This is a genomic window from Stenotrophomonas sp. 71799_Sma (assembly GCF_056482505.1).
The window spans coordinates 1,488,604-1,510,688 of the sequence record NZ_CM151202.1 but is presented as its reverse complement, the minus strand read 5'-3'; the positions used below and the strand labels follow the sequence as shown (position 1 = coordinate 1,510,688).

Sequence of the window (22,085 nt, the reverse complement as noted above, 5' to 3'; positions counted from 1 at the left end):
CAGGGCCTGTGCGACCCGCGGTGCACAAACAAAAACCCCGCCTTGCGGCGGGGTCAAAATACAGCACGTGTTTCCAGGGAGTTTCAGTGTCCGCCACCGGCGGCCGCACCTGCGCCTGCGCCAAACGGCGGTTTGGCCAGCCACAGGAACGCGATGATCGCCAGGAAGATCCAGCCCAGCAGGAAGAAGATGTCGTTGAAGCCCATCTGCGATGCCTGGTGGTTGATCATGTTGTTCAGTACCGCTGCGCCATGTTGCAGGTCGCCCTGCCCCATCGCTGTCACCTGGTCCTGCATGCCCGGCTGATAGACCGAGATGTGCTCGGTCAGGTCGGCGTGGTGCACCTGGGTGCGCCGCGCCCACAGCCACGTCGTCAGCGACGCCGCGAAGCTGCCACCCAGCGTGCGCAGGAAGGTGGCCAGGCCTGAGCCCGCCGCGATCTCGCGTCCATCCAGGTCCGACAGCAGGATCTGCAGCACCGGCATGAAGAACAGCGCGACGCCGATGCCCATGATCAGCTGCACGCCCGCCACATGGTTGTAGTCCACCTGCAGGTTGAAGTTCGAACGCAGGAAGCTGGTCATCGACAACACAATGAACGCAATCGTAGCCAGCATGCGCATGTCGAAGCGCGATGCATACTTGCCCACGAACGGGGTCATGATCACCGGCAGGATGCCGATCGGCGCTGTCGCCAGGCCCGCCCAGATCGCGGTGTAGCCCATGTCACGCTGCAACCACTGTGGAATCAGCAACGCCACGCTGAAGAACGCCGCGTAGGCCACCACCATCGCCAGCGTACCGGCGCGGAAGTTCCGATGCCGGAACAGCTTCAGGTCGACGATCGGATCCTTGTCGGTCAGTTCCCAGATCAGGAACACCGTCAGCGTGACCACGGCCACACACGCCAGCACCACGATCTTCATCGACGAGAACCAGTCCTCGTCGTTGCCCAGGTCGAGCACCAGCTGCAGCGCACCGACACCGATCACCAAGGTGACCAGGCCGACGTAGTCCATCTTCGGCTTCTCGATGTGCTCCGGGCGCCCCTTCAGCTGGTTGCCCACAACGAGCGCAGCGAAGATGCCCAGCGGCACATTGATCAGGAAGATCCATTCCCAGCTGTAGTTGTCGGTGATCCAGCCACCGAGAATCGGGCCGCAGATCGGCGCCACCACCGTGATCATCGCCAGCAGCGCCAGTGCCTGCCCGCGTTTCTCCCGTGGATAGATCGAGACCAGCAACGACTGCGTGATCGGGTACATCGGGCCGGCCACGAAACCCTGCAGCGCACGCGACAGCACCAGCATGCCCATGCTCTGCGCCAGGCCGCACAGCAGCGAGGTGATGACGAAGGCCAGCGTGGCCCAGACGAACAGCTTGCGTTCGCCGAAGCGGCGGCTGAGCCAGCCGGTCAGCGGCAGCGCGATGGCTGTGCTGACCGCGAACGAGGTGATGACCCAGGTCGCCTGCTGCGAACTGGCGCCGAGGTTACCGGCGATGGTCGGCAGCGAGACGTTGGCGATGGTGGTGTCGAGCACCTGCATGAACGACGCCATCGCCAGGCCGACGGTGCACAGGGCGACGCTGGGCGGCAGGAACCCGGAGGCCGCACCCGGCGCCGCCGGGGCGCCCGGAGCACCGGGCGCGGCTGGAGCTTGTGCGGACATGGCGACCTCAGCCCACCTTCGCCTGCTGCGGCAGGTTGCCCTGGATGATCGTGTGGATCACCTCGTCGGCATCATGCAGCTGCTTGGCATACACGTCGGTGTCGAACACCGTGCCCTTGGCCGGGGTGCTCGGCAGCACTTCGCCCTTCTGGTCGCGCAGGCTCACTTCGGCCTTCATCGACAGGCCGATGCGCAGCGGGTGTTCGGCCAGCTGCTTGGCATCGATGGCGATGCGTACCGGCACGCGCTGAACGATCTTGATCCAGTTGCCGCTGGCATTCTGCGCCGGCAGCAGCGAGAACGCCGAGCCGGTGCCCAGGCCCAGGCTCTGGACGCGGCCCTTGTACTTCACGTCACCGGCATACAGGTCCGACTTCAGCTCCACTTCCTGGCCCAGGCGCATGTGGCGCAGCTGGGTTTCCTTGAAGTTGGCCTCGACCCACATCTGCTCGGTCGGCACCACCGCCATCAGGGCATTGCCCGGCTGCACGCGCTGGCCGACCTGCACCGAACGACGGGCGACGTAGCCGGTGACCGGCGCAACGATGCCGGCGCGGGCGTTGTTGAGGAAGGCCTGGCGCAGCTGCGCGGCGGCGGCCTGCACATCCGGCTGGGTGGCGATCACGGTATCGTCGACCAGCGCGCGGTTGCGCTCGACCGTCTCGCGCGAACCGGCCACGGCCGCTTCGGCAGCGGCCAGCTCATCGCGGGCGTGGGCCAGTTCTTCGTTGGAGATGGCGCCGGTGGCGGCCAGATCCTTGCGGCGGGCGAAGTCGTCGCGCACGCGCTTCAGGGTCACCTGGCGGGCGTTCAAGTCCGCCTGCGCACCTTCCACGCTGCGGTACAGGCCGCGGGTCTGGCGCACGGTCTTGGCCAGGTTGGCTTCGGCCTGCTGCAGGGCTACTGCGGTGTCGGACGGATCCAGCTGCACCAGCAGCTGGCCGCGCTCCACGCGCATGCCGTCATCGGCGTTGATGGCGACTACGGTACCGGCCACCAGCGGGGTGATCTGCACCTGGTTGCCCTGCACGTAGGCGTCGTCGGTCTCTTCGAACCAACGGCCGAACATGAAGTACCACAGCGCCAGTGCGGCAAGCAGCAGCACGACGATCACGAACAGGCCGCGCAGCAGGTTGCCGCGGCGGTTGGGGGCGGCCGGGGCCGCAGTGTCTTGGGTCTGGCTCATGGCGGAAGTCTTCAGGAATGCGAGGAATCGGAATGGGAGGCGATCGGTGCGCGGTCGGCGTCAGAGGGCTGGAAACCACCGCCCAGCGCCTTGCTCAGGCGCACCGAGGTCTGCACCTGCTGCGACTGCAGGCCGGCCAGCTGCTGCTGCGACTGCAGCAGGGTGGACTGCGCGGTCAGCACGTCCAGGTAGCTGCCGATGCCGGCGCGGTAGCGCTGCTGGGCCAGGTCGAAGGCCGAACGTGCGGTATCCACCGCCTGCTGCTGCGAATGCGCCTGCTGTGCCAGCGAACGCACCGCGTTGACCTGGTCGGCCACGTCGCGCAGTGCATCGAGCACGGTCTGGTTGTAGTTGGCCACCGCCAGGTCGTACTGCGCATCGGTGTTGGCCAGGTTGGCGCGCAGCTTGCCGCCTTCGAAGATCGGCAGGCTCAGCGCCGGTCCGATGTAGGCGAAGGTCGAACTGCTTTTCAGCAGATCGCCCACGTTCGGTGCGACGACGCCAGCCAGTGCGGTCAGGTTGAAGCTCGGGTAGAACTTGGTCCTGGCGACCTTGATCTGCTTGTCGGCCGCTTCCACGCGCCAGCGCGCGGCAACGATGTCCGGGCGACGACCCAACAGTTCGCTGGGCAGCACGCCCGGCAGCTGCAGCGCCATCGGATTCAACGCCTGCGGGCGCTGGATCGACAGGCCACGGTCCGGACCCTTGCCGACCAGCGCGGCCAGCGCGGTGCGGGCCGCATCGATGCGCTGCTGCGCGGCCTGCACCTGCTGCTGCGCGGCGGGCACGCGGGCCTCGGCCTGGCGCACCTGCAGATCACTGTCGATGCCGGCGCTGCGGCGTTGGCGGGTCAATTCCAGCGACTTCTGCGAGCGGCCCAGCTCTTCTTCGGCCACGTCATTGAGCTGCCATGCATACGCCAGGTCGGCATAGGCCTGGGTGATGCCGGTGGACAGGTTCAGGCGTGCAGCCTGGGCTTCGACAGTGGCGGCATGGGCGCCGTCCACGGCCGCTTCCCAGGCAGCGCGCTTGCCGCCCCACAGGTCCACGCCATAGCTGAAATCAAACGCGACCTGGCTGCTGCCAGCGTAATGGCCACCCATCTCGCTGCCGGCCATCGACTCGGGCAGGCGCAGACCGGTGTAACCACCGGACACCGACAGGCTCGGCAGGCGATCGGCACGCGCGGTACCGACCTGCGACTGCGCCTGGCGCAGGCGCGCATCGGCAGCGTCCAGGCTCGGGTGGCCAGCCAGGCCCTCGGCGACCAGCGCGTCCAGCTGCGCATCGCCCAGGGCCTTCCACCAGTCCTGCGCCGGGAAGCCGGTGGCGCTCAGGTCGGTGTCGGCCAGGGTGCGTTCGCTGTGCAGGCTGTCCACGTCGAGCACGTGGCCCTGCGGGTTGAGGCCACGACTGCTGGCGCAGGCGGCCAGGGCCAGGGCCAGCGCTGATACCAGCAGCGCGCGCCCGGACCGGCGGAGAGTGGATTGCGGGATCGGGTTCATGGGGTCGTCAGGGAATCGCGGATTCGGGTGAGGAGGGACAGCAGCTGCGTGCGCTCGTCGGCGGAAAGATCACGCAGGGCGTAATCCATCACCGCGTCGCCACGCAGCTTCAGCCGCGCCCACAGTGCGCGGCCTTCATCGGTCAGCACGATCTGCAGCGCACGCCGGTCCTGGGCATGCGGTTCGCGGCGGACGCAGCCCAGCGACTCCAGCTTGTCCAGCAGGCGGGTCACCGCACTGGGCACCTGGTCGATGGCCTGGGACAGCTCGTTGGCCGTGCACGGAGCCATGTTGGAAAGCACCTTCAACCCGATGTAATGGGTGAAGCCGATACCCAGGTCTTCTTCAGCCATGGACGCGTCGAGTTGACGGACCAGGCCATCGCGCACCTGGCGCAGCAGCAGGCCGAAGCTGGGGGGAGTGGTTGCAGGACAGATCATGGGGGAGCATTCTCTTCCAAAAAAAATATTTCTCAATGGAAATATTCGATCTGGCATCGAATGCTGTGTTGCAGCAGCGGGCTGGATCAACGAAGGCGCCTACCTTAATGATCTGGTCAGGTGGCCCGGTAGTACAATTCAGCCAATGGATGACACATTTCAGCCAGCGGATATGATGAACAAGGCAGAAATCCCCCCTCCCAAGCGGTTGCTGCGCGACGACGCCCTGGATTGGTTCGAGCGCAATGACGGGCCACCGGTTGTCGCCTTCCGCTTCGACAGCCCCTTGGGCCTGGTCCGTGAAGTGGACTGGCACCACCATCAGCGCGCGCAGCTGATCTGCGTCGAACGCGGCCTGTTGACCACCCGCACCTCGCACGGAACGTGGTCACTGGCGCCGGGCTCGGCCGGCTGGATGCCGCCGCTGGAGCCGCATACGGTCACCCTCGACGGCCCGCTGCGTGGCTGGGGCATGGCGCTGGCCGCACCGGCCTGCGCCACCCTGCCCGCCGATCCCTGCGTACTGGGCCTGTCCAAGCTGGCGCAGGCGCTGGCCGACCGCATCTGCGAATGGCCGCTGGGCTACGACACCACGCCCGAGCGCCAGCACATCATCGAGGTGCTGCTGGACGAGATCCGTACCGCGCCGCGCCAGCGCATGCACCTGCCGATGCCGCATGACCGGCGCCTGCTGAAGATCGCCTCGCAGCTGCTGGCCGACCCGTCCGACGAGCGCAGCCTGGCCGAATGGGCGCACTGGGCCGGACTGTCGCCGCGCAGCCTGACCCGCCACTTCCGCGACGAGACCACGCTCAGCTTCGCCCAGTGGCGGCAGCAGGCCCGGCTGTCCGAAGCCCTGCGCCAGCTGACCGACGGCCGCAGCGTGGCCGATATCGCCCACGCGCTGGGCTTCAGCAGCGCCAGCGCCTTCGTCACCGTGTTCCGCCGCCACTTCGGGCTGCCACCGGGGCGCTACCTGGCACGGGCCGGACACGGCCTGGAAACCGGGCTGGACCCTGCGCGCGGCTTGGCATCCCCCGCCGCATCCGGATAATCACAGGATTGCGAGCGGCGACCGCCGTCGCCGCCTCCCGACAACAGGTAACAACGCCGCATGACCGAACTTGCCCGCCCCGTGTTCCACGGATTCGAACAACTGCCGCTGCGCGAGTACGCCGAACGCGCCTACCTCGACTACTCGATGTACGTGGTCCTGGACCGCGCCCTGCCGTTCATCGGCGACGGCCTGAAGCCGGTGCAGCGCCGCATCATCTATTCGATGAGCGAGCTGGGCCTGAATGCCGCGTCCAAGCCGAAGAAGTCCGCGCGCACCGTCGGTGACGTCATCGGTAAGTACCACCCGCATGGCGACAGCGCGTGCTACGAGGCGCTGGTGCTGATGGCGCAGCCGTTCTCGTACCGCTACCCGCTGATCGAGGGCCAGGGCAACTTCGGCTCCAGCGACGACCCGAAGTCGTTCGCGGCGATGCGTTACACCGAATCCAAGCTGACCCCGATTGCCGAAGTGCTGCTGGGCGAACTGGGCCAGGGCACCACTGACTGGGCACCGAACTTCGACGGCACCCTGCAGGAACCGACCTGGATGCCGGCACGGCTGCCGCACCTGCTGCTGAACGGCACCACCGGCATCGCCGTGGGCATGGCCACCGACGTGCCGCCGCACAATCTCAACGAGATCGTCAGCGCACTGCTGCACCTGCTGGACAACCCCGATGCCAGCGTGCGCGACCTGTGCGAGCACGTGCAGGGCCCGGACTATCCGTCCAGCGCCGAGATCATCACCGCGGCCAACGATCTGCGGAACATCTACGAAACCGGCAACGGCAGCGTGCGCGCACGTGCGACCTTCACCAAGGAAGCACACAACATCGTGGTCACCGCGCTGCCGTTCCAGGTGTCGCCGTCGAAGGTGATCGAGCAGATCGCCGCGCAGATGCGCGCCAAGAAGCTGCCGTGGCTGGAAGACATCCGCGATGAGTCCGACCACGCCAACCCGGTGCGCGTGGTGCTGGTGCCGCGTTCCAACCGCGTCGACGCCGAGCAGCTGATGGGCCACCTGTTCGCGACCACGGACATGGAACGCAGCTACCGCGTCAACCTCAACGTGATCGGGCTGGACGGCCGTCCGCAGGTGAAGAACCTGAAGATGCTGCTCAGCGAATGGCTGACCTTCCGCAGCAACACCGTCACCCGCCGCCTGCAGCACCGCCTGCAGAAGGTCGAGCGCCGCCTGCACCTGTTGGAAGGCCTGCTGGTCGCGTTCCTCAACCTGGACGAGGTGATCCACATCATCCGTACCGAGGACGAACCGAAGGCCGCGCTGATCGCGCGCTTCGGCCTGTCCGACGACCAGGCCGAGTACATCCTGGAAACCAAGCTGAAGCAGCTGGCCCGCCTGGAGGAGATGAAGATCCGTGGCGAGCAGGACGAGCTGGCCAAGGAGCGCGAGAAGATCCTCGGCATCCTCGACAGCAAGGCCAAGCTGAAGAAGCTGATCCGCGACGAACTGACCGCCGATGCCAAGAAATTCGGCGACGCGCGCCGTTCGCCGCTGGTGCAGCGCCAGGCCGCGCAGGCCATCGACGAGACCGAGCTGGTGCCGAGCGAGCCGATGACCGTCGTGCTATCGGAGAAGGGCTGGATCCGCGCCGCCAAGGGCCACGACGTCGATGCGTCCGCCCTGTCCTACCGTGATGGTGACGCCCTGCAGGGCGCGGTGCGTGCGCGCAGTACGCAGCAGGTCGCGTTCCTCGACAGCGAGGGCCGCGCCTACTCGACGCCGGTGCACACCCTGCCCTCCGCGCGTGGCAACGGTGAACCGCTGACCGGCCGCTTCTCGCCGGCACCGGGCACCAGCTTCGTGACCCTGGCCAGCGCCGAGCCGGACACCCGCTTCGTGCTGGCCTCCACCCACGGCTACGGCTTCGTCACCCGCTTCGAGAACCTGATCGGCCGCAACAAGGCCGGCAAGGCGATGCTGAACCTGTCAACCGGTTCGACCGTGCTGACCCCGTCGGTAGTGGCCAACGTCGCCACCGACCGCATCGTGGCGGTGACCAGTTCGGGCAACCTGCTGGCGATCGCCGCCAACGACCTGCCGGAACTGGACAAGGGCAAGGGCAACAAGATCATCGAGATCCCCAAGGCCAAGCTCGCCACCGAACGCGTGGTCGCCATCGTAGCGATCAGCCCGGGGCAGACCCTGCAGGTGCGCAGTGGGCAGCGCACGATGGGCCTGAAGTTCAACGAGCTCGACGCCTACCTCGGCGCCCGCGCCACCCGCGGCCACCTGCTGCCGCGCGGCTGGCAGAAGGTCGAAGGCCTGTCGGTGGAATGAGGGCTGGGGGTCGGATCCCGTTCCGTCGGAACGGGCTCTGACCCCGGGCAACGTCCCTGGTAGGTGTCAACCTTGGTTGACACGCCTTGCCGGAGACCAGACACGAAAAAGCCGGGGCATTCCCCGGCTTTTTCGTTGTCGGCTGGCGGGCGGTGGAGCGGCTGGCTGGCGAAAGCTGGCTGGCGATGCTCCGGTGCTGGCGGGCGACAGAACGCTGTGCTTCTTCTGGTAGAGCCGACCGCTGGTCGGCTGCTTTTTGCCTCTGGTAGAGCCGACTGTTAGTCGGCTGCCGTTTGGAGAGCGGCCGACTAACAGTCGGCCCTACCGGATCGCGGTGCCGGCTCAGTGCGCCGGGGCGCCGTTGCCGTCGATCTTGCTCAGCTGGTACAGCTCCAGGCCGATGCGCTTGATCAGGCCCAGCTGCTGCTCCAGCCACCAGGCGTGGTCTTCCTCGGTGTCCTTCAGCTGCGCCAGCAGCATGTCGCGGCTCACGTAGTCACCCTTCTCTTCGCACAGCTTCATGCCGGCGGCGAGATTGTTCCGAACCGCGTATTCAGTGTCGAGATCCTTCTGCAGCATCTCTTCCACGGTCTTGCCCGGCTCGGTGGCATGCGGGCGCATGTCCGGGTCGCCGCCGAGGAACAGGATGCGGCGCAGCAGCGCGTCGGCGTGCTGGGTTTCCTCTTCCATCTCGTGGTTCAAGCGTTCGTACAGCGCGAACAGGCCCTGGTCCTCGTAGCGGCGGGAATGGATGAAGTACTGGTCGCGGGCAGCAAGCTCGCCGCGCAGCAGTTCCTTCAGGCAGGCGATGACGTCCGGGTTGCCTTTCATGGGGGGCTCCTGTGAATCGATGTGGCATAGGGTGCCGCATTTCAAAATACGGTGATCTAATCGGAATCAGTCGCAGTTGCGCCTGCGGCTACAATCGGCCCACGAGTTCGGAAAGGACGTGCGATGCGACGTACATGGCGTTGGGTGCTGGGTGTGTTGGTCGCCATCGTGCTGGTCACCGCACTGGCCCTGTGGCTGCTGCTGCGCGGCAGCCTGGCCGACCTGGACGGCGAGCATGCGCTGCCGGGCCTGGCCAAGCCGGTCACCATCGAGCGCGATGCGCTGGGGGTGGTCACCATCACTGCCGGCAGCCAGGCCGACGCGATGCGCGCACTCGGCCATGTGCATGCGCAGGAACGCTATTTCGAGATGGACCTGATGCGCCGCAGTGCCGCCGGCGAGCTGTCGGCGCTGTTCGGACCGAAGGCCATCGACGCCGACAAGCGCATGCGCGTGCACCGCCTGCGCGCCCGCACCGAGGCGCATCTGGATACCGCGCTGGGCGACAACGGCGCGGTCGTGCGCGCCTATGTGGATGGCGTCAACGAAGGCCTTACCGATCTCTCCGTGCGGCCATGGGCCTACCTGCTGCTGCGGCAGTCACCGCAACCGTGGCAGGCCAGCGACAGCGTGCTGGCCGGGCTGGCCATGTACGCCGACCTGCAGGACCCGAACAACCAGACCGAGCTTGCCCTCAGCCGCATCCGTGCGGTGGTGCCGCCGGCGCTGTACGCGCTGATTGCCCACGACGGCACCGAATGGGATGCACCGCTGTTTGGCGAAGCCACCGGCAATGCGATTCTGCCCGATGCCAGCCAGCTCGATCTGCGCACATTGAAGGGAAAGCCGGGCACCGAGCAGGAGGAGGCGGACGTCATCGGCAGCAACAACTTCGCGGTGGCCGGCGCACTCACCGCCGACGGCCGCGCGATCGTTGCCGACGACATGCACCTGGGCCTGCGTGCGCCGGGGCTGTGGTTCCGGGTGCGCCTGCGCTATCCGGACCCGCAGGCCGCCGGCGGCCAGGTCGACGTCACTGGCTTCTCGCTGCCTGGCCTGCCGGCGGTGATCGTCGGCAGCAACGGCCACGTCGCCTGGGGCTTCACCAACAGCTACATCGACACGGCGGACTACCGCACGGAACCGGCCAACGCCACGGTGACCGTGCACGAAGAACGCATCGCGGTGGCCGGCCAGGCCGACGTGCTGTTCCCGGTACGCGAAACCGCCTGGGGGCCGATCCTGCACACCCATGCCGATGGCAGTGGCGATGCCCTGCGCTGGGTCGCACACCTGCCCGGCGCCGTACGCCTGGATTTCGCTGATCTGGCCCGCGCCGGTGACCTTGACGGTGCACTGCACTTCGCCGACCGCGCCGGCATTCCCGCGCAGAACCTGGTGGTCGGCGACCGCAGCGGCCGCATTGCCTGGCGGCTGATCGGCGCCCGCCCTGACCGCGGCCCCGGCTGTGCGCCGGCCGGCTTCAATGCCGCCAGCAACCAGGACTGCGCGCCGTGGCCGATCCGCAGCGATGCCTCGCCTGCATTGATCGATCCCCCCAACCATCGCCTGTGGACCGCCAACGGACGCGTCCTCGACGGCGAGGCGCTGGCTACTGTTGGCAACGGTGGCTATGACCTCGGCGCGCGTGCGCAGCAGATCCGCGACCTGCTCGCCATCCAGGACCGCTTCGACGAACACGACCTGCTGGCGATCCAGCTCGATGATCGCGCCGTGTTTCTGCAGCGCTGGTGGGCGTTGCTGCATGACGTCATCGAACGCAGTGACGACCCTGCTCTGAAGCGCTTGAAGGCGGTCAGCCATCAATGGGGCGGCCGGGCCTCGGCCGGCTCGGTCAGCTACCGGGTGGTGCGCGCGTTCCGCACGCAGGTGATGGATACCCTGTCCGAAGCACTGCTGGCACCGGCCAACGCGCAGCTGGGCGATGACTATCTGGACCCGCGCCTGGCACAACTGGAAGGCGTGGCCTGGCCGATGCTGCAGCAACGCCCCGCCAACCTGCTGCCACCGGCCTACGACAGCTGGGACGCGCTGCTGCTTGATGCCGCACGCCGCACCGAGAGCGAGCTGGCCAAGCAGGGCCCGCTGGCCCAGCGCACCTGGGGAGAGCGCAACACCGCGGCGCTCTGCCATCCCATCGCGCGTGCATTGCCGGACATCGCCAAGCGCTGGCTGTGCATGCCCGCCGACCCGCTGCCCGGCGACCGTGACATACCGCGCGTGCAGACGCCGAACTTCGGCGCCTCCGAACGCATGGTGGTTTCGCCCGGACATGAGGCCGACGGAATCGTGCACATGCCCGGCGGCCAGAGCGGGCACCCGCTGTCGCCGTACTGGGGCGCCGGCCACGAAGACTGGGTGCATGGGCGGCCGACACCGTTCCTGCCCGGCAAGGCGCAGCACACGATGACGCTGGTACCGGCGCGGTAGTGCCGGCCGCTGGCCGGCAACCTCATGATGCTGGACACACCAGCCTGGATGCCGGCCAGCGGCCGGCACTACCGTCCAGCGCTCAGCCCCGGCGTCGCTCGATCAGGTTCAGCAGCGGCCCGGTCATCGCCGTGGTCACCAACGCCATGATCACCAGCACCGCGAACAGCCGATCGCCGAGCAGGCCCAGCTCGTAGCCCAGGTTGAGCACGATCAGCTCCATCAGACCACGGGTGTTCATCAGCGCCCCCAACCGCCACGCTTCGCGCGTGGGCATGCCCGCACTGCGCGCGGCACTGAAGGTGCCCAGCAGCTTGCCGGCCGTGGCCACCGCGATCACCACCACGCACAACACGATATCGCTGGCCTGCAGCGCATCGGCGCGCATGCGCAGGCCGGTCATGGCGAAGAACAGTGGCAGCAGCAGGGTCACCGCGAACGGTTCGACGCGGGCCATCAACAGGTCGCGCAGCTGCGCGTTGGACGATACCGCGACGCCCGCAGCGAATGCACCGAACAACGCGTGGATGCCCAGCATCTCGGTGACCAGCGCACTCGCCAGTGACAGCAGCAGGATACCCAGCAACCAACGTCCCTCACGGCCCGGCGCAATCTGCTGGCGGGCAAACCACGGCTTCACCAGCCCCAGCATCAGCGCCACGAACACGACCACGCACAGCAGGTTGAGGCTGGCCGGCAACCAGCCGCTGGCCTGGGCGGCGGCGACGATCAAGGCCAGCAGGCACCAGGCGGTGGCATCGCCCAATGCCGCGCAGGCGATCGCGGTCTGGCCCAATGGCGTTTGTGTGATCCCACGATCGGCAAGGATGCGCAGCAACACGGGGAACGCGGTGATGCTCATGGAGATGCCGACGAACAATGCGAAAGCAGTAAAGCCCACACCCTGCGGACCGTGCTGCGGATACAGCCAGATCGCCAGCGCCACGCCGAGCACGAACGGCACTGCAATACCGGCATGGCTGACCGTGAAGGCGAAGCGCCGGCGGCCACGCAGCGCCGCCAGGTCCAGCTCGGCACCGGCTACCAGCAGGAACATCAGCACGCCCAGCTGGCTGAGCATGCCCAGCGGACCCAGCGAGCTGGCCGGGAACAACGCACCATGCAGCTGCGGCAGCAGGCTGCCGAGCACCAGCGGCCCCATCATCAGGCCAGCGGCCATCTCGCCGATCACCGCCGGTTGTCCAAAGCGCTTGAGCAGCGCGCCCGCGCCCTTGGCCACCAGCAGCAGCACCAGCAGCTGCAGCAGGAACAGGCCCAGCGGTGAGGCAAGGTGCTGCGCCCAGCTGCCTTCGGCGGCTACCGAGGCACGGGCGACCGCCGCAGGCGCTGCCGGCCCGGCATACCGCGCCAGTAGCACCCCGGCCAGCAATGGCACGCCGGCCCAGGCCAGATAACGCCATCCCCATTTCATCGGCGGCGCCTGGCCCCCGGTCTGTACGCCCATGAACATTCCCCAATGTGCAGGGGGCGATGATACGAAAAAAGGGGACGGAGGGGATTAAGTCGTTTGTGGCAAAAACGACTTAATCCCCTCCGTCCCCTTTTTGGGACTTAGGCCAGTGCCTGCTCGTGCACGCCGGCGATCGCGCGGCCCGAGGGGTCCGCCGCCGCGGCGAAGCTGGCGTCCCAGGCAATGGCGGCCGGCGACGAACAGGCGATCGACTTGCCGCCCGGCACGGTCTCGGCCGCCGCGCGGCTCGGGAAGAACTGCTCGAACAGGTGGCGGTAGTAGTACGCCTCCTTGGTCTGCGGCGGGTTGTGCGGGAAGCGCTTGTCGGCCGCCGCCAGTACACGGTCGCTCACCTGTGCTTCGGCATGCGCCTTCAGCCCGTCGATCCAGCCGTAGCCGACGCCATCGCTGAACTGTTCCTTCTGCCGCCACAGGATGCTGTCCGGCAGGTAGCCCTCGAATGCTTCGCGCAGCACCGCCTTCTCGATGCGGCGCCCACCGAAGCCGGCACCGACCATCTTGTGCGCGGCATCGAAGCGCATCGCCACATCAAGGAACTCACGATCGAGGAACGGCACGCGCGGCTCCACGCCCCAGGCCATCATCGACTTGTTGGCGCGCAGGCAGTCGTAGTTGTGCAGCGCGTCCAGCTTGCGCACCAGCTCGTCGTGGAATTCACGTGCATCCGGCGCCTTGTGGAAGTACAGGTAGCCACCAAAGATCTCATCGCTGCCCTCGCCGGACAGCACCATTTTCACGCCCATCGCCTTGATCCGCCGTGCCAGCAGGAACATCGGCGTCGAGGCGCGGATGGTGGTGACGTCGTAGGTTTCGATGTGGCGGATCACTTCCGGCAGCGCGTCGAGGCCTTCCTCGAAGGTGTATTCGAAGCCGTGATGCACGGTGCCAAGAGCCTCGGCAGCGATCGCCGCAGCAGCAAGATCCGGCGAACCCTTCAAGCCGATCGCGAACGAATGCAGGCGCGGCCACCAGGCTTCGGTCTGCCCGCCATCCTCGATGCGGCGACGCGCATAGCGCGCGGCAACGGCCGCCACCAGCGACGAGTCCAGGCCACCGGACAGCAGCACCCCATACGGCACGTCGCTCATCAGCTGGCGCTCCACCGCATGCTCGAAGGCCTGGCGCAGTTCGGCCAGGTCGGCCTGGCGGCCCTGCACGTCGGCATAGTCGCGCCACGGTTGCTGGTAGTAGCGCACCAGCTCACCGCTGGCACTGTCGAAGTAGTGACCCGGCGGGAACTGTGCGACGTCGGCACAGGTATCGACCAGCGCCTTCATTTCCGAGGCCACGCGCAGGCGCCCCTGGGTATCGTGGCCCCAGTACAGCGGCACCACACCGACCGGGTCACGCGCCACCAGCACGCGCCCGCTGTCGCGGTCCCACAGCGCGAAGGCGAAGATGCCGTTGAGCTGTTCCAGCCACTGCGCCGGCGAACTGCCCTGGCGATACAGCGCATTGATCACCTCGCAGTCCGAGCCGGTCTGGAAGTCGTAGGCGGTGGTCAGCGCCGCCTTCAATGCCTGGTGGTTGTAGATCTCGCCGTTCACCGCCAGCGCCAGCTGGCCATCGGCCGACAGCAGCGGCTGCGAACCACCGGCCGGGTCGACGATGGCCAGCCGCTCATGGACCAGCAGCGCACCTTCGTCGAGGTACACGCCGCTCCAGTCCGGGCCACGGTGGCGCTGGCGCTGCGACAGTTCCAGCGCATGGCGGCGCAGGGCGGGAAGATCGTCACCGGCCTGCAGGCCGAAGATTCCGAAGATCGAACACATGGGAGAGCTCCTGTTGGGGGATTTCACGGGTGGGAGGGTGTTCGACCGGCCATCCAGGCCCGGGTGGGGCTGCGCCCGGGCACAAAAAAACCCGCATCGGCTGATGCGGGTTTTCTGGTGTCCGGGCGTGTGTTGCCGTCTATCTACCCAGGGCGCAGTCCCGCATCGGCCGCGCACGATTATTCGCGCGCAGATTATTGCGGTTGTTGTTATTGACGGCGGTGACCAGACGGATCGACATGGCATCGACCCTACCCCGGTTTCCGGCACGGCGCAACCGTTGCGTTGGCAACCACTCCCCGGCGCGCATAATGGCCCGCCGTGAAACGTGTAATGGAAATGCAACACCGCACTGGACGCAACGCGGCGCTGGCCGCCCTGCTCTGCCTGGGCCTGGCCGCCTGCCAGACCCTGCCTCCGCCCTCCACGTTGCCGCTGGCGCAGCAACAGGCACTGGAGCAACGCGGCACCGACGGCAGCTTCGACGGAGCCTGGGACACCGCGCAGACCTTCGAACGTTTCAACGATCCGCGCGCCGTTACCTACTACGAGCGTGCTGCCGCGATCACGCCCTGGACCTTCCACAACACCAAAGCGGAAGAAGCACTGGGCCGGATCTGGATCTCCGGCAGGCTGCAGCATGCCGACAGCCCCCATATCAACCCTGCACCTGTCCTGCGCGCGTCCTGGCGACGTGGCGAACGCGCCTATCTGGCGGCTGCCAACCACGGCAATCCCTATGCGTTCTACGGGCTCGCCAAGGCCTACCGCCAGCGAGGCGACGCGCAGCAGGCGCTGCGCTGGGACCTGCGCGGAATGATCTACGAGCGCTACCCGAGTTCGTCGTCGCGACTGCCGGATGCGGTGGCCGCACAGGGTGACACCGTGCATCCGCTGGTGGCGCAGATCCAGCGTCGTGCCGAGCACGGCGACGCCGAAGCGCAGGTCGACCTGGGCGCGCTGCTGGAGAAAGGCATGGGACTGCCGCGCGATCCGGCGCGTGCGCTGCAGCTGTACCAGCGCGCCGGTGAGAAGGGCAATGTGTTCGGCCAGTACTTCGCCGGTCTGCTGCTGGGCCGCAGTGCGCCGGGTGTGGAGAAAGACACCGACGCGGCGGCGCGCTGGTTCGCCAGAGCCGAGGCGCAACACTTCTACATGGCCGCGCCAAGTTACTGGAAGAAAGCGGTCGAGCCGCCGTTCTTCATTTTTTCAGAGTAGAGAAGCGGCCCCGGCGGGAGGCGTGCCGACCAACGGTCGGCACCCACCCTCGCGGGATTCATTCCGTCATGGGGTTCCCACCAGCAGCCGTTCCACCAGGCGCTGGTACAGCCCCGGCAACGCTTCCAGATCGTCCACGCGCACGTTCTCATCCACCTGGTGGATGCTGGCGTTGACCGGCCCCACTTCGATGCACTGCGCACCCAGTGGCGCGATGAAGCGTGCATCTGACGTGCCGCCGCCGGTGCTTTCTTCCGGCGCACGGCCGATGTGCTCGGCCAGCACCGCACGCGCGGTGGCGCGCAGCGTGCCTTCCGGGGTGTAGAACGGCTCGCCGCTTCGGTGCCACTTCAGCGTGTACTGCAGGCCATGGCGGCCCAGCAATGCGGTGATCTCCGCCTCCAGCTTCGGTGCATCCCAGTGCGGGTTGTAGCGGATGTTGAAATCCACCTCCAGCTCGCCGGGAATCACGTTGTTGGCACCGGTGCCGGCATGGATGTTGGAGATCTGCAGGCTGGTCGGCGGGAAGCTCTCATAACCTTCATCCCAGCGCCTTGCGCTCAGGTCGGACAGTGCCGGTGCCGCCTGATGGATCGGATTGCGCGCCTTTTCCGGGTACGCCACATGCCCCTGCACGCCCTGCACGCGCAGCTTGGCCGACAGGCTGCCACGACGGCCTACGCGCAGCAGGTCACCCAGCGTCGAGGTAGACGATGGCTCTCCGGTAATGCACCAGTCGATGCGTTGGCCGCGCTCGGCGAACAGCCGTGCAACGTGACGCACACCATCGATGGCATCGCCTTCCTCGTCGCTGGTCAGCAGTACCGCCAGCGTGCCAGGGTGATCGGGATGCGCAGCGACAAACTGCTCGGCGGCGACCACGAACGCCGCCACGCTGCCCTTCATGTCGGCGGCGCCACGGCCGTACAGCACGCCGTCACGGATCTGCGGCGTGAACGGGTCGCTGGCCCAGGCCTCGCACGGGCCCGTCGGCACCACGTCGGTGTGGCCCAGCAGCACCAGCACCGGCGCGCCCTGGCCGTGGGTCGCCCACAGGTTGTCGACCTCGCCCAGGCGCAGGTGATCGCACTGGAACCCGGCCTGCTTCAGGCGTGCCGCCAGCAGTGTCTGGCAGCCAGCATCATCCGGCGTCACCGAGGGTCGTGCGATCAGTTCGCAGGTCAGGTCGAGGACCGCACTCATGCGTCACCCACGCCGAAGCGGGCCTTGAAACCGTTGTCGCTGAAGCCTTGGCTGACCGTGCCATCGGCCGTGACCACCAGCGGACGCTTGATCAGCTGCGGGTATTCACGCAGCAGCAGCTTCCATTCGGCCTCGGAGTCGGCGGCCTTGCGGTTGTCCGGCAACTGCCGCCAGGTGGTGGACGACTTGTTCACCATCGCGGCCAGGCCCCCCAGCTGCCCAGCCCACGCCAGCAGTGTTTCCGGGCTCGGCTTGTTCTCGCGGTAATCGACGAAGGTGTAAGGCACGCCGAAGCGGTCCAGCCACTTGGTCGCCTTCTTGCAGGTATCGCAGTTCTTCAAACCGTAGACAGTGGTGCTCATGGCCATCTGTGATGCTGGAAAACAGAGGGCCAGAATCTCACAACAGGCGCTCGGACACGACCCGGAACGGCACCCGTGGCAGCCGGAAGGCCAGCCCTTCCTGCAGCGCCAAGTCCATCGCCTGCAGCCGCGGACACTGCTGCTCACCGATCAGGCGCAGGGGCTGCAGGCTGTCGATCTCCACCGGCAGCGCGATGCGGGTGCTGGCCCAGCGGCCGTCGCAGGTACGGGCGACGGCCTCGTCCTGGCAGGTCAGGAAACGCAGCAGGGCCTGATGGCTGCCGAAGGCCGCCGCCCACCCGGCATCGTCCCAGCCCGCGGCGGCCTGCCACTGCAGGTGCAGCGCCGGGGCACTGCCCTGCCCGCCCTCGATCCGTGTGTGGCCACTCCCTTCGGCATCCAGCGCATGCGTGAAGCGCACCGACAGATGCGGCTGCATGGCATCGCTGAAAACGCGCGCGCCGGCGACGAAGGCCAGCTGGTCCATCACGTTGCGGTCGAACAGCACCACCGGCGTCCCGTCCGGATCGTCGTCACGACGCAGGTACCAGCGCCAGTTGCTCTGCCGTGGTGACGGCATCAGGGAACGCAGCGGCCCAGCCAGCGCGGGCCCGAAGTGGCCGTGACGGTAGCTGAGGATGGTGTAAGGCGTGCGTCCGGCATGGACCACGTAATGATGGCCCGGCGGTGGCATTGGTGCGTGACGCACGTCGACCCACCAGCTCACGTAGACCACATCGCGCACGTCACTGACCAGCGCCGGCATCGGCCAGCGCCGCGACAGTGCACGGCGCAGCCGGGTCCAGCGCGGGGCGTGCAGCAGGCGCGGCAGCATCCGCCCGACCAGGGTGTCGGACGGATGCCGGTAGATCGCGGACTGCGCCAGATCCTCCGGCGCAGTCACCTTCAGTCGGCCAGGCCGCGCAGCAGGTCGTTGACGCTGGTCTTGCTGCGGGTCTTGGCATCAACCTGCTTGACGATCACCGCGCAGTACAGCGAATGGGTACCGTCCTTGCTCGGCAGCGAGCCGGACACCACCACGCTGTACGGCGGGATGTAGCCGTAGGTGATTTCGCCGGTGGCACGGTTGTAGATGCGGGTGCTCTGGCTGAGGAACACGCCCATGCCGATCACGCTGTGGTGGCCGACCACCACGCCTTCCACCACTTCCGAGCGCGCACCGACGAAGCAGTGGTCCTCGATGATGGTCGGGCTGGCCTGCAGCGGTTCCAGCACGCCACCGATACCGGCGCCGCCGGACAGATGGCAGTGCTGGCCGATCTGCGCGCAGGAGCCGACGGTGGCCCAGGTATCGACCATGGTGCCTTCGCCGACGTAGGCGCCGATGTTGGTGAAGCTCGGCATCAGCACCACGTCCTTGCCGAAGTAGGTGCCGCGGCGGGCGATCGCGCCCGGCACCACGCGCACGCCGCCACGGCGGAACTTCGCCTCGTCATAGCCGGCGAAGCGCGATTCGACCTTGTCCCAGAACGGCGCCGGACGGGCGTCGACCACGGCCATGTCATTGACACGGAAGTACAACAGCACGGCCTTCTTCAGCCACTCGTTGACCTTCCAGCCACCCTGGCCGTCCGGCTCGGCAACACGGAACTCACCGCTCTCCAGGCCGTCAATCACGCGGTTGACCAGCGGCTTGGTCGAGCCTTCCAGCTCGTGCAGGGTCAAGGTAGCGCGGCGCTCGAAGGCACTCTCGATGCCGAACTTCAGCTCTTCCACGCCCGGGGCTGAAGGCTTGCGCAGCGACTTGCGGGCGATGGTTTCGGCGCGGACCGCTTCGGCACTCTTGGACGGCGCCGGCTTCTTCACAGCACGCTTCACCGCAGCCGCTTTCTTCGCCGGGGCCTTCACCGCAGCGGCCTTCTTCGGCGCTGGGGTCTTCTTCGCGGCCGGTGCGGCAGCAGCAGGTTTCCGGGCCGCTGCGCTCTTGGGGGTCGCGGCGGTCTTCTTGGCGGGCTTGGTGGCCATCAGGCGGGGTCTCCGGCGTTTCGATCAGGGTCCAGGCAGGCCAGCATCGCGTCATGCAGCTGCTGCCGGGCAGGTTCAGTCAGGGGGAGGTCGTGTTCGTCACTGATCACGAAGGTGTCTTCGGCGCGTTCGCCGAACGTGGCAATGCGCGCATCATGCACGCGCAGGCCCTGATTGCGCAGCACGAACGCCACATCGGCCAGCAGGCCGGGGCGGTCGGGGGCGACCAGGGCGAAACGGGTTGCGCCCGGCTCATCGCGGAATTCGATGCGCGGGGCGAAGCGGAAGTGCCGCAGCTGCCGTGGCACCACCCGGCGTGACGGCCGCAGGCGCGACAGGTCACCACTGAGTGCCTCGCGCAGCGCCGCTTCCAGGTTGGCACTGCTGCCATCGGCGAAGGTATCGGCCGGGTTCACTTCGAAGGTATCGAAGATGGTATCGGCCGGACCGTCCAGCACGCGTGCGCGGTGGATGCCGTAGCCCTTGCGGTCCAGCGTCATCACGATCGCGGCGAACAGCCCGTCGCGGTCCGGCGAATGCACGAAGACTTCCAGCGCGGGATCGTCGACACTGATCCGGCGTACCTTCACCAGCGCCTGGCCCTGCTTCACCGGCACCAGCGCGGCAGCCTGCCAGGCCAGCTGCTCCGGGCGCAGGCGGATGAAGCCTTCGTCGGGCATCACCGCGAACTGGCGATCGATGGTGGCATCGTCGTAACCCCGCTCGCGCACCAGCGCGCGCACGCTGTCACGCGCTTCGGCCACGCGCTCGGCCGCCGGCACCGGGTGTTCCAGCCCCTCGCGCAGCGCGCGCCGGGTGGCGAAGTACAGGTCGGCCAGCAGGCGGTCCTTCCATGCATTCCACAGCTTGGGGCTGGTGCCGGCGATGTCGGCGCAGGTCAGCAGGTACAGGTAATCCAGGCGGTCGCGGCTGCCGACCAGGGTGGCGAAGCGATGGATCACCTCCGGATCGGCGATGTCCTGCTTCTGCGCGGTCACCGACATGCGCAGGTGCTGTTCGACCAGCCACGCCACCAGTTCGGTGTCGGACGTGCTCAGCGCATGCGCCTGGCAGAACGCGCGCGCGTCCACCGCGCCCAGCTCCGAATGGTCGCCGCCACGGCCCTTGGCGATGTCATGGAACAGGCCGGCCAGCAGCAGCAGCTCGGGCTTGCGCAGGCGCGGCCACACTTCGTGCGCGATCGAGAAGCGCTCGTCGGCACGACTGCTGGCGAACAGGCCGATATTGCGCAGGACCATCAGCGTGTGCTGGTCGACGGTGTAGACATGGAACAGGTCGAACTGCATGCGCCCGCTGACCTGGGCGAACGCGGGAATCCACTGGCCAAGCACGCCCAGCCGCGCCATGCGCGAGAGCGTATCGACCGGGCGCTGGCCGCGCAGCAGCGCCAGGAACTGCTCGCGTGCATCGGCATCAGCCTGGTCGTAGGCCGGCAGCAGTGGCAGCGCTTCGGCCAGCGCACGCGCGGTCAGAGAATGCAGGCCGCGCACCTGCGGGTTGTTGGCCCAGCTGGCAAACAGCGCGAACACCTGGCCGATGTCGCCGCGCGGCCAGTCGGCTTCGTTGGCCGCCAGGTAACCACGGCGCAGGGAAAAACCCACGGTCAGCGGCTCCGGCTGCGCCTCGCCATCGAACTGTTCCTCGAAGCGCTGCAGCAGGCGGTCGCTGATCCGGCGCACGACCAGCGCGGCGCGGTAGAACCCCTGCATCATCTTCTCGACACCGAGATTCTCGGCATCGTCTTCAAAGCCCAGGCGTGCCGCCAGGGTCTTCTGGTAATCAAAACGCAGGCGCTCTTCCGGGCGACGCGCGACCAGATGCAGGCCAAAGCGCAGCCGCGCCAGCACCGCACGTTCGCGCTTCAGCGCTGCGGCTTCGTCTGCGCCCAGATGGCCGAGCCCGACCAGCGCCTCCAGGTCACGCACACCGAACGCACGCAGTGCCATCCAGCCCAGCGTGTTGAGATCGCGCAGGCCACCGGGGCCATCCTTCAGATCCGGCTCCAGGTTGTCGGCGGTGTCGCCGAAGCGCTGGTGTCGGTTGCGCAGCTCTTCCAGCTTGGCCAGAAAGAAGGTGCGCGCCGGCCACAGTTCACGATCGTCGACGGCCTCGCGCAGCGCGCGGCGCGCCACATCATCGGCCAGGATCGGGCGCGCCTCGATCAGCGCGGTCAGCACGGTCTGGTCCGCTGCCGCCTCGCGGCACTGCGATGCAGAACGCACCGCATGGCTGACGGCCAGCCCGCAGTCCCATAGCAGCGCGAACAGGCGCGCCAGCGCCGCCTCATGGGCCAGCTGTGCCGGCGGATCGCCGAACACCAGCAGGTCGATGTCCGAACGCGGAAACAGTTCACCGCGGCCATAGCCGCCGACCGCGAACAGCGACAGCCCGCTGTCGGCCGGCAGGCAGCGCTGCCAGGCCAGGCGGATCAGATGGTCGGCAGCGCGCGCCCGCAGCGCCAGCAGGCGCTCGATGTTGTCGCCCTGGTCGAAGCGGCGGTACAGGCGCGCGTCGGCCTGCTGCAGCGCCTGGCGCGCGGCAGCAGCCCAGTCCGGGTCGTTGAGCGACGCGGCCGGCGTGTCCAGCAGCG

16 protein-coding genes are annotated in these 22,085 nt (G+C 67.6%); 4 read left to right on the top strand and 12 right to left on the bottom strand.

The genetic code is table 11. The annotated features are described in order from the left end of the window. Positions 1-83 precede the first annotated feature (83 nt). From emrB to emrR, 4 genes are read right to left on the bottom strand one after another with little or no spacing between them, the layout of a single operon-like run. Positions 84-1,670 carry a multidrug efflux MFS transporter permease subunit EmrB gene (emrB, locus tag ACZK4Z_RS06950; protein ID WP_032127920.1) on the bottom strand — a complete coding sequence of 529 codons (1,587 nt, stop codon included), beginning with the start codon at positions 1,668-1,670 and terminating at the stop codon, positions 84-86. Between the two features lie 7 nt (positions 1,671-1,677). After that, positions 1,678-2,856, bottom strand: a complete 1,179-nt coding sequence (gene emrA / locus ACZK4Z_RS06945) for a multidrug efflux MFS transporter periplasmic adaptor subunit EmrA (RefSeq protein ID WP_125893864.1) — start codon at positions 2,854-2,856, stop codon at positions 1,678-1,680. Positions 2,857-2,867: 11 nt separating this feature from the next. Next, positions 2,868-4,361: a multidrug efflux transporter outer membrane subunit EmrC gene (gene emrC / locus ACZK4Z_RS06940; RefSeq protein WP_049463707.1), complete on the bottom strand. Its 1,494-nt coding sequence runs from the start codon at positions 4,359-4,361 to the stop codon at positions 2,868-2,870. Continuing rightward, positions 4,358-4,801, bottom strand: a complete 444-nt coding sequence (gene emrR / locus ACZK4Z_RS06935; protein WP_125893862.1) for a multidrug efflux system transcriptional regulator EmrR — start codon at positions 4,799-4,801, stop codon at positions 4,358-4,360. Before emrR ends, emrC begins: the two co-directional genes overlap by 4 nt. Before the next feature lie 172 nt (positions 4,802-4,973). Here emrR and ACZK4Z_RS06930 point away from each other — a divergent pair, with 172 nt between their 5' ends. Next, complete coding sequence (locus tag ACZK4Z_RS06930) at positions 4,974-5,855, top strand: helix-turn-helix domain-containing protein (protein ID WP_049399506.1); 882 nt, start codon at positions 4,974-4,976, stop codon at positions 5,853-5,855. Positions 5,856-5,915: 60 nt separating this feature from the next. Beyond that, a complete protein-coding gene (parC, locus tag ACZK4Z_RS06925; protein WP_125893858.1) occupies positions 5,916-8,159 on the top strand; it encodes a DNA topoisomerase IV subunit A in 2,244 nt (747 codons plus the stop codon). A gap of 342 nt (positions 8,160-8,501) precedes the next feature. On the opposite strand, the gene bfr is transcribed toward parC, so the two are convergent. Beyond that, entirely contained in the window at positions 8,502-8,990 is a 489-nt protein-coding gene (bfr, locus tag ACZK4Z_RS06920) for a bacterioferritin (RefSeq protein WP_004151115.1), read from the bottom strand. Positions 8,991-9,113: 123 nt separating this feature from the next. On the opposite strand from bfr, the gene ACZK4Z_RS06915 reads away from it, so the two are divergent. Beyond that, complete coding sequence (locus ACZK4Z_RS06915) at positions 9,114-11,441, top strand: penicillin acylase family protein (protein ID WP_478451249.1); 2,328 nt, start codon at positions 9,114-9,116, stop codon at positions 11,439-11,441. Positions 11,442-11,523: 82 nt separating this feature from the next. On the opposite strand, the gene ACZK4Z_RS06910 is transcribed toward ACZK4Z_RS06915, so the two are convergent. Further along, entirely contained in the window at positions 11,524-12,912 is a 1,389-nt protein-coding gene (locus ACZK4Z_RS06910; protein WP_041864491.1) for a cation:proton antiporter domain-containing protein, read from the bottom strand. A 101-nt stretch (positions 12,913-13,013) separates the two neighbouring features. Next, positions 13,014-14,705: an asparagine synthase B gene (gene asnB, locus ACZK4Z_RS06905; protein WP_125893852.1), complete on the bottom strand. Its 1,692-nt coding sequence runs from the start codon at positions 14,703-14,705 to the stop codon at positions 13,014-13,016. Positions 14,706-15,044: 339 nt separating this feature from the next. On the opposite strand from asnB, the gene ACZK4Z_RS06900 reads away from it, so the two are divergent. Then, positions 15,045-15,923, top strand: coding sequence for a tetratricopeptide repeat protein (locus ACZK4Z_RS06900; protein ID WP_125893850.1), 879 nt, complete (start codon positions 15,045-15,047; stop codon positions 15,921-15,923). Between the two features lie 66 nt (positions 15,924-15,989). Here the strand turns inward: ACZK4Z_RS06900 and dapE are convergent, their stop codons facing one another. From dapE to ACZK4Z_RS06875, 5 genes are read right to left on the bottom strand one after another with little or no spacing between them, the layout of a single operon-like run. Further along, the gene (dapE, locus tag ACZK4Z_RS06895) at positions 15,990-17,126 is read right to left on the bottom strand and encodes a succinyl-diaminopimelate desuccinylase (protein WP_125893849.1); all 1,137 of its coding nucleotides are present in this window, start codon (positions 17,124-17,126) and stop codon (positions 15,990-15,992) included. Further along, positions 17,123-17,494, bottom strand: coding sequence for an arsenate reductase (locus ACZK4Z_RS06890; RefSeq protein WP_180838119.1), 372 nt, complete (start codon positions 17,492-17,494; stop codon positions 17,123-17,125). The genes dapE and ACZK4Z_RS06890 overlap by 4 nt, the downstream gene beginning before the upstream one ends. Positions 17,495-17,525: 31 nt before the next feature. Next, on the bottom strand, positions 17,526-18,392 hold the full coding sequence (locus tag ACZK4Z_RS06885) for a hypothetical protein (RefSeq protein ID WP_478451248.1): 867 nt from the start codon (positions 18,390-18,392) through the stop codon (positions 17,526-17,528). Positions 18,393-18,394: 2 nt separating this feature from the next. Beyond that, positions 18,395-19,474 (bottom strand): 2,3,4,5-tetrahydropyridine-2,6-dicarboxylate N-succinyltransferase, encoded by a 1,080-nt coding sequence (dapD, locus tag ACZK4Z_RS06880; RefSeq protein WP_125893845.1) that lies wholly within the window; start codon positions 19,472-19,474, stop codon positions 18,395-18,397. Further along, on the bottom strand, positions 19,474-22,083 hold the full coding sequence (locus tag ACZK4Z_RS06875; protein ID WP_478057913.1) for a [protein-PII] uridylyltransferase: 2,610 nt from the start codon (positions 22,081-22,083) through the stop codon (positions 19,474-19,476). Before ACZK4Z_RS06875 ends, dapD begins: the two co-directional genes overlap by 1 nt. Positions 22,084-22,085 lie beyond the last annotated feature (2 nt).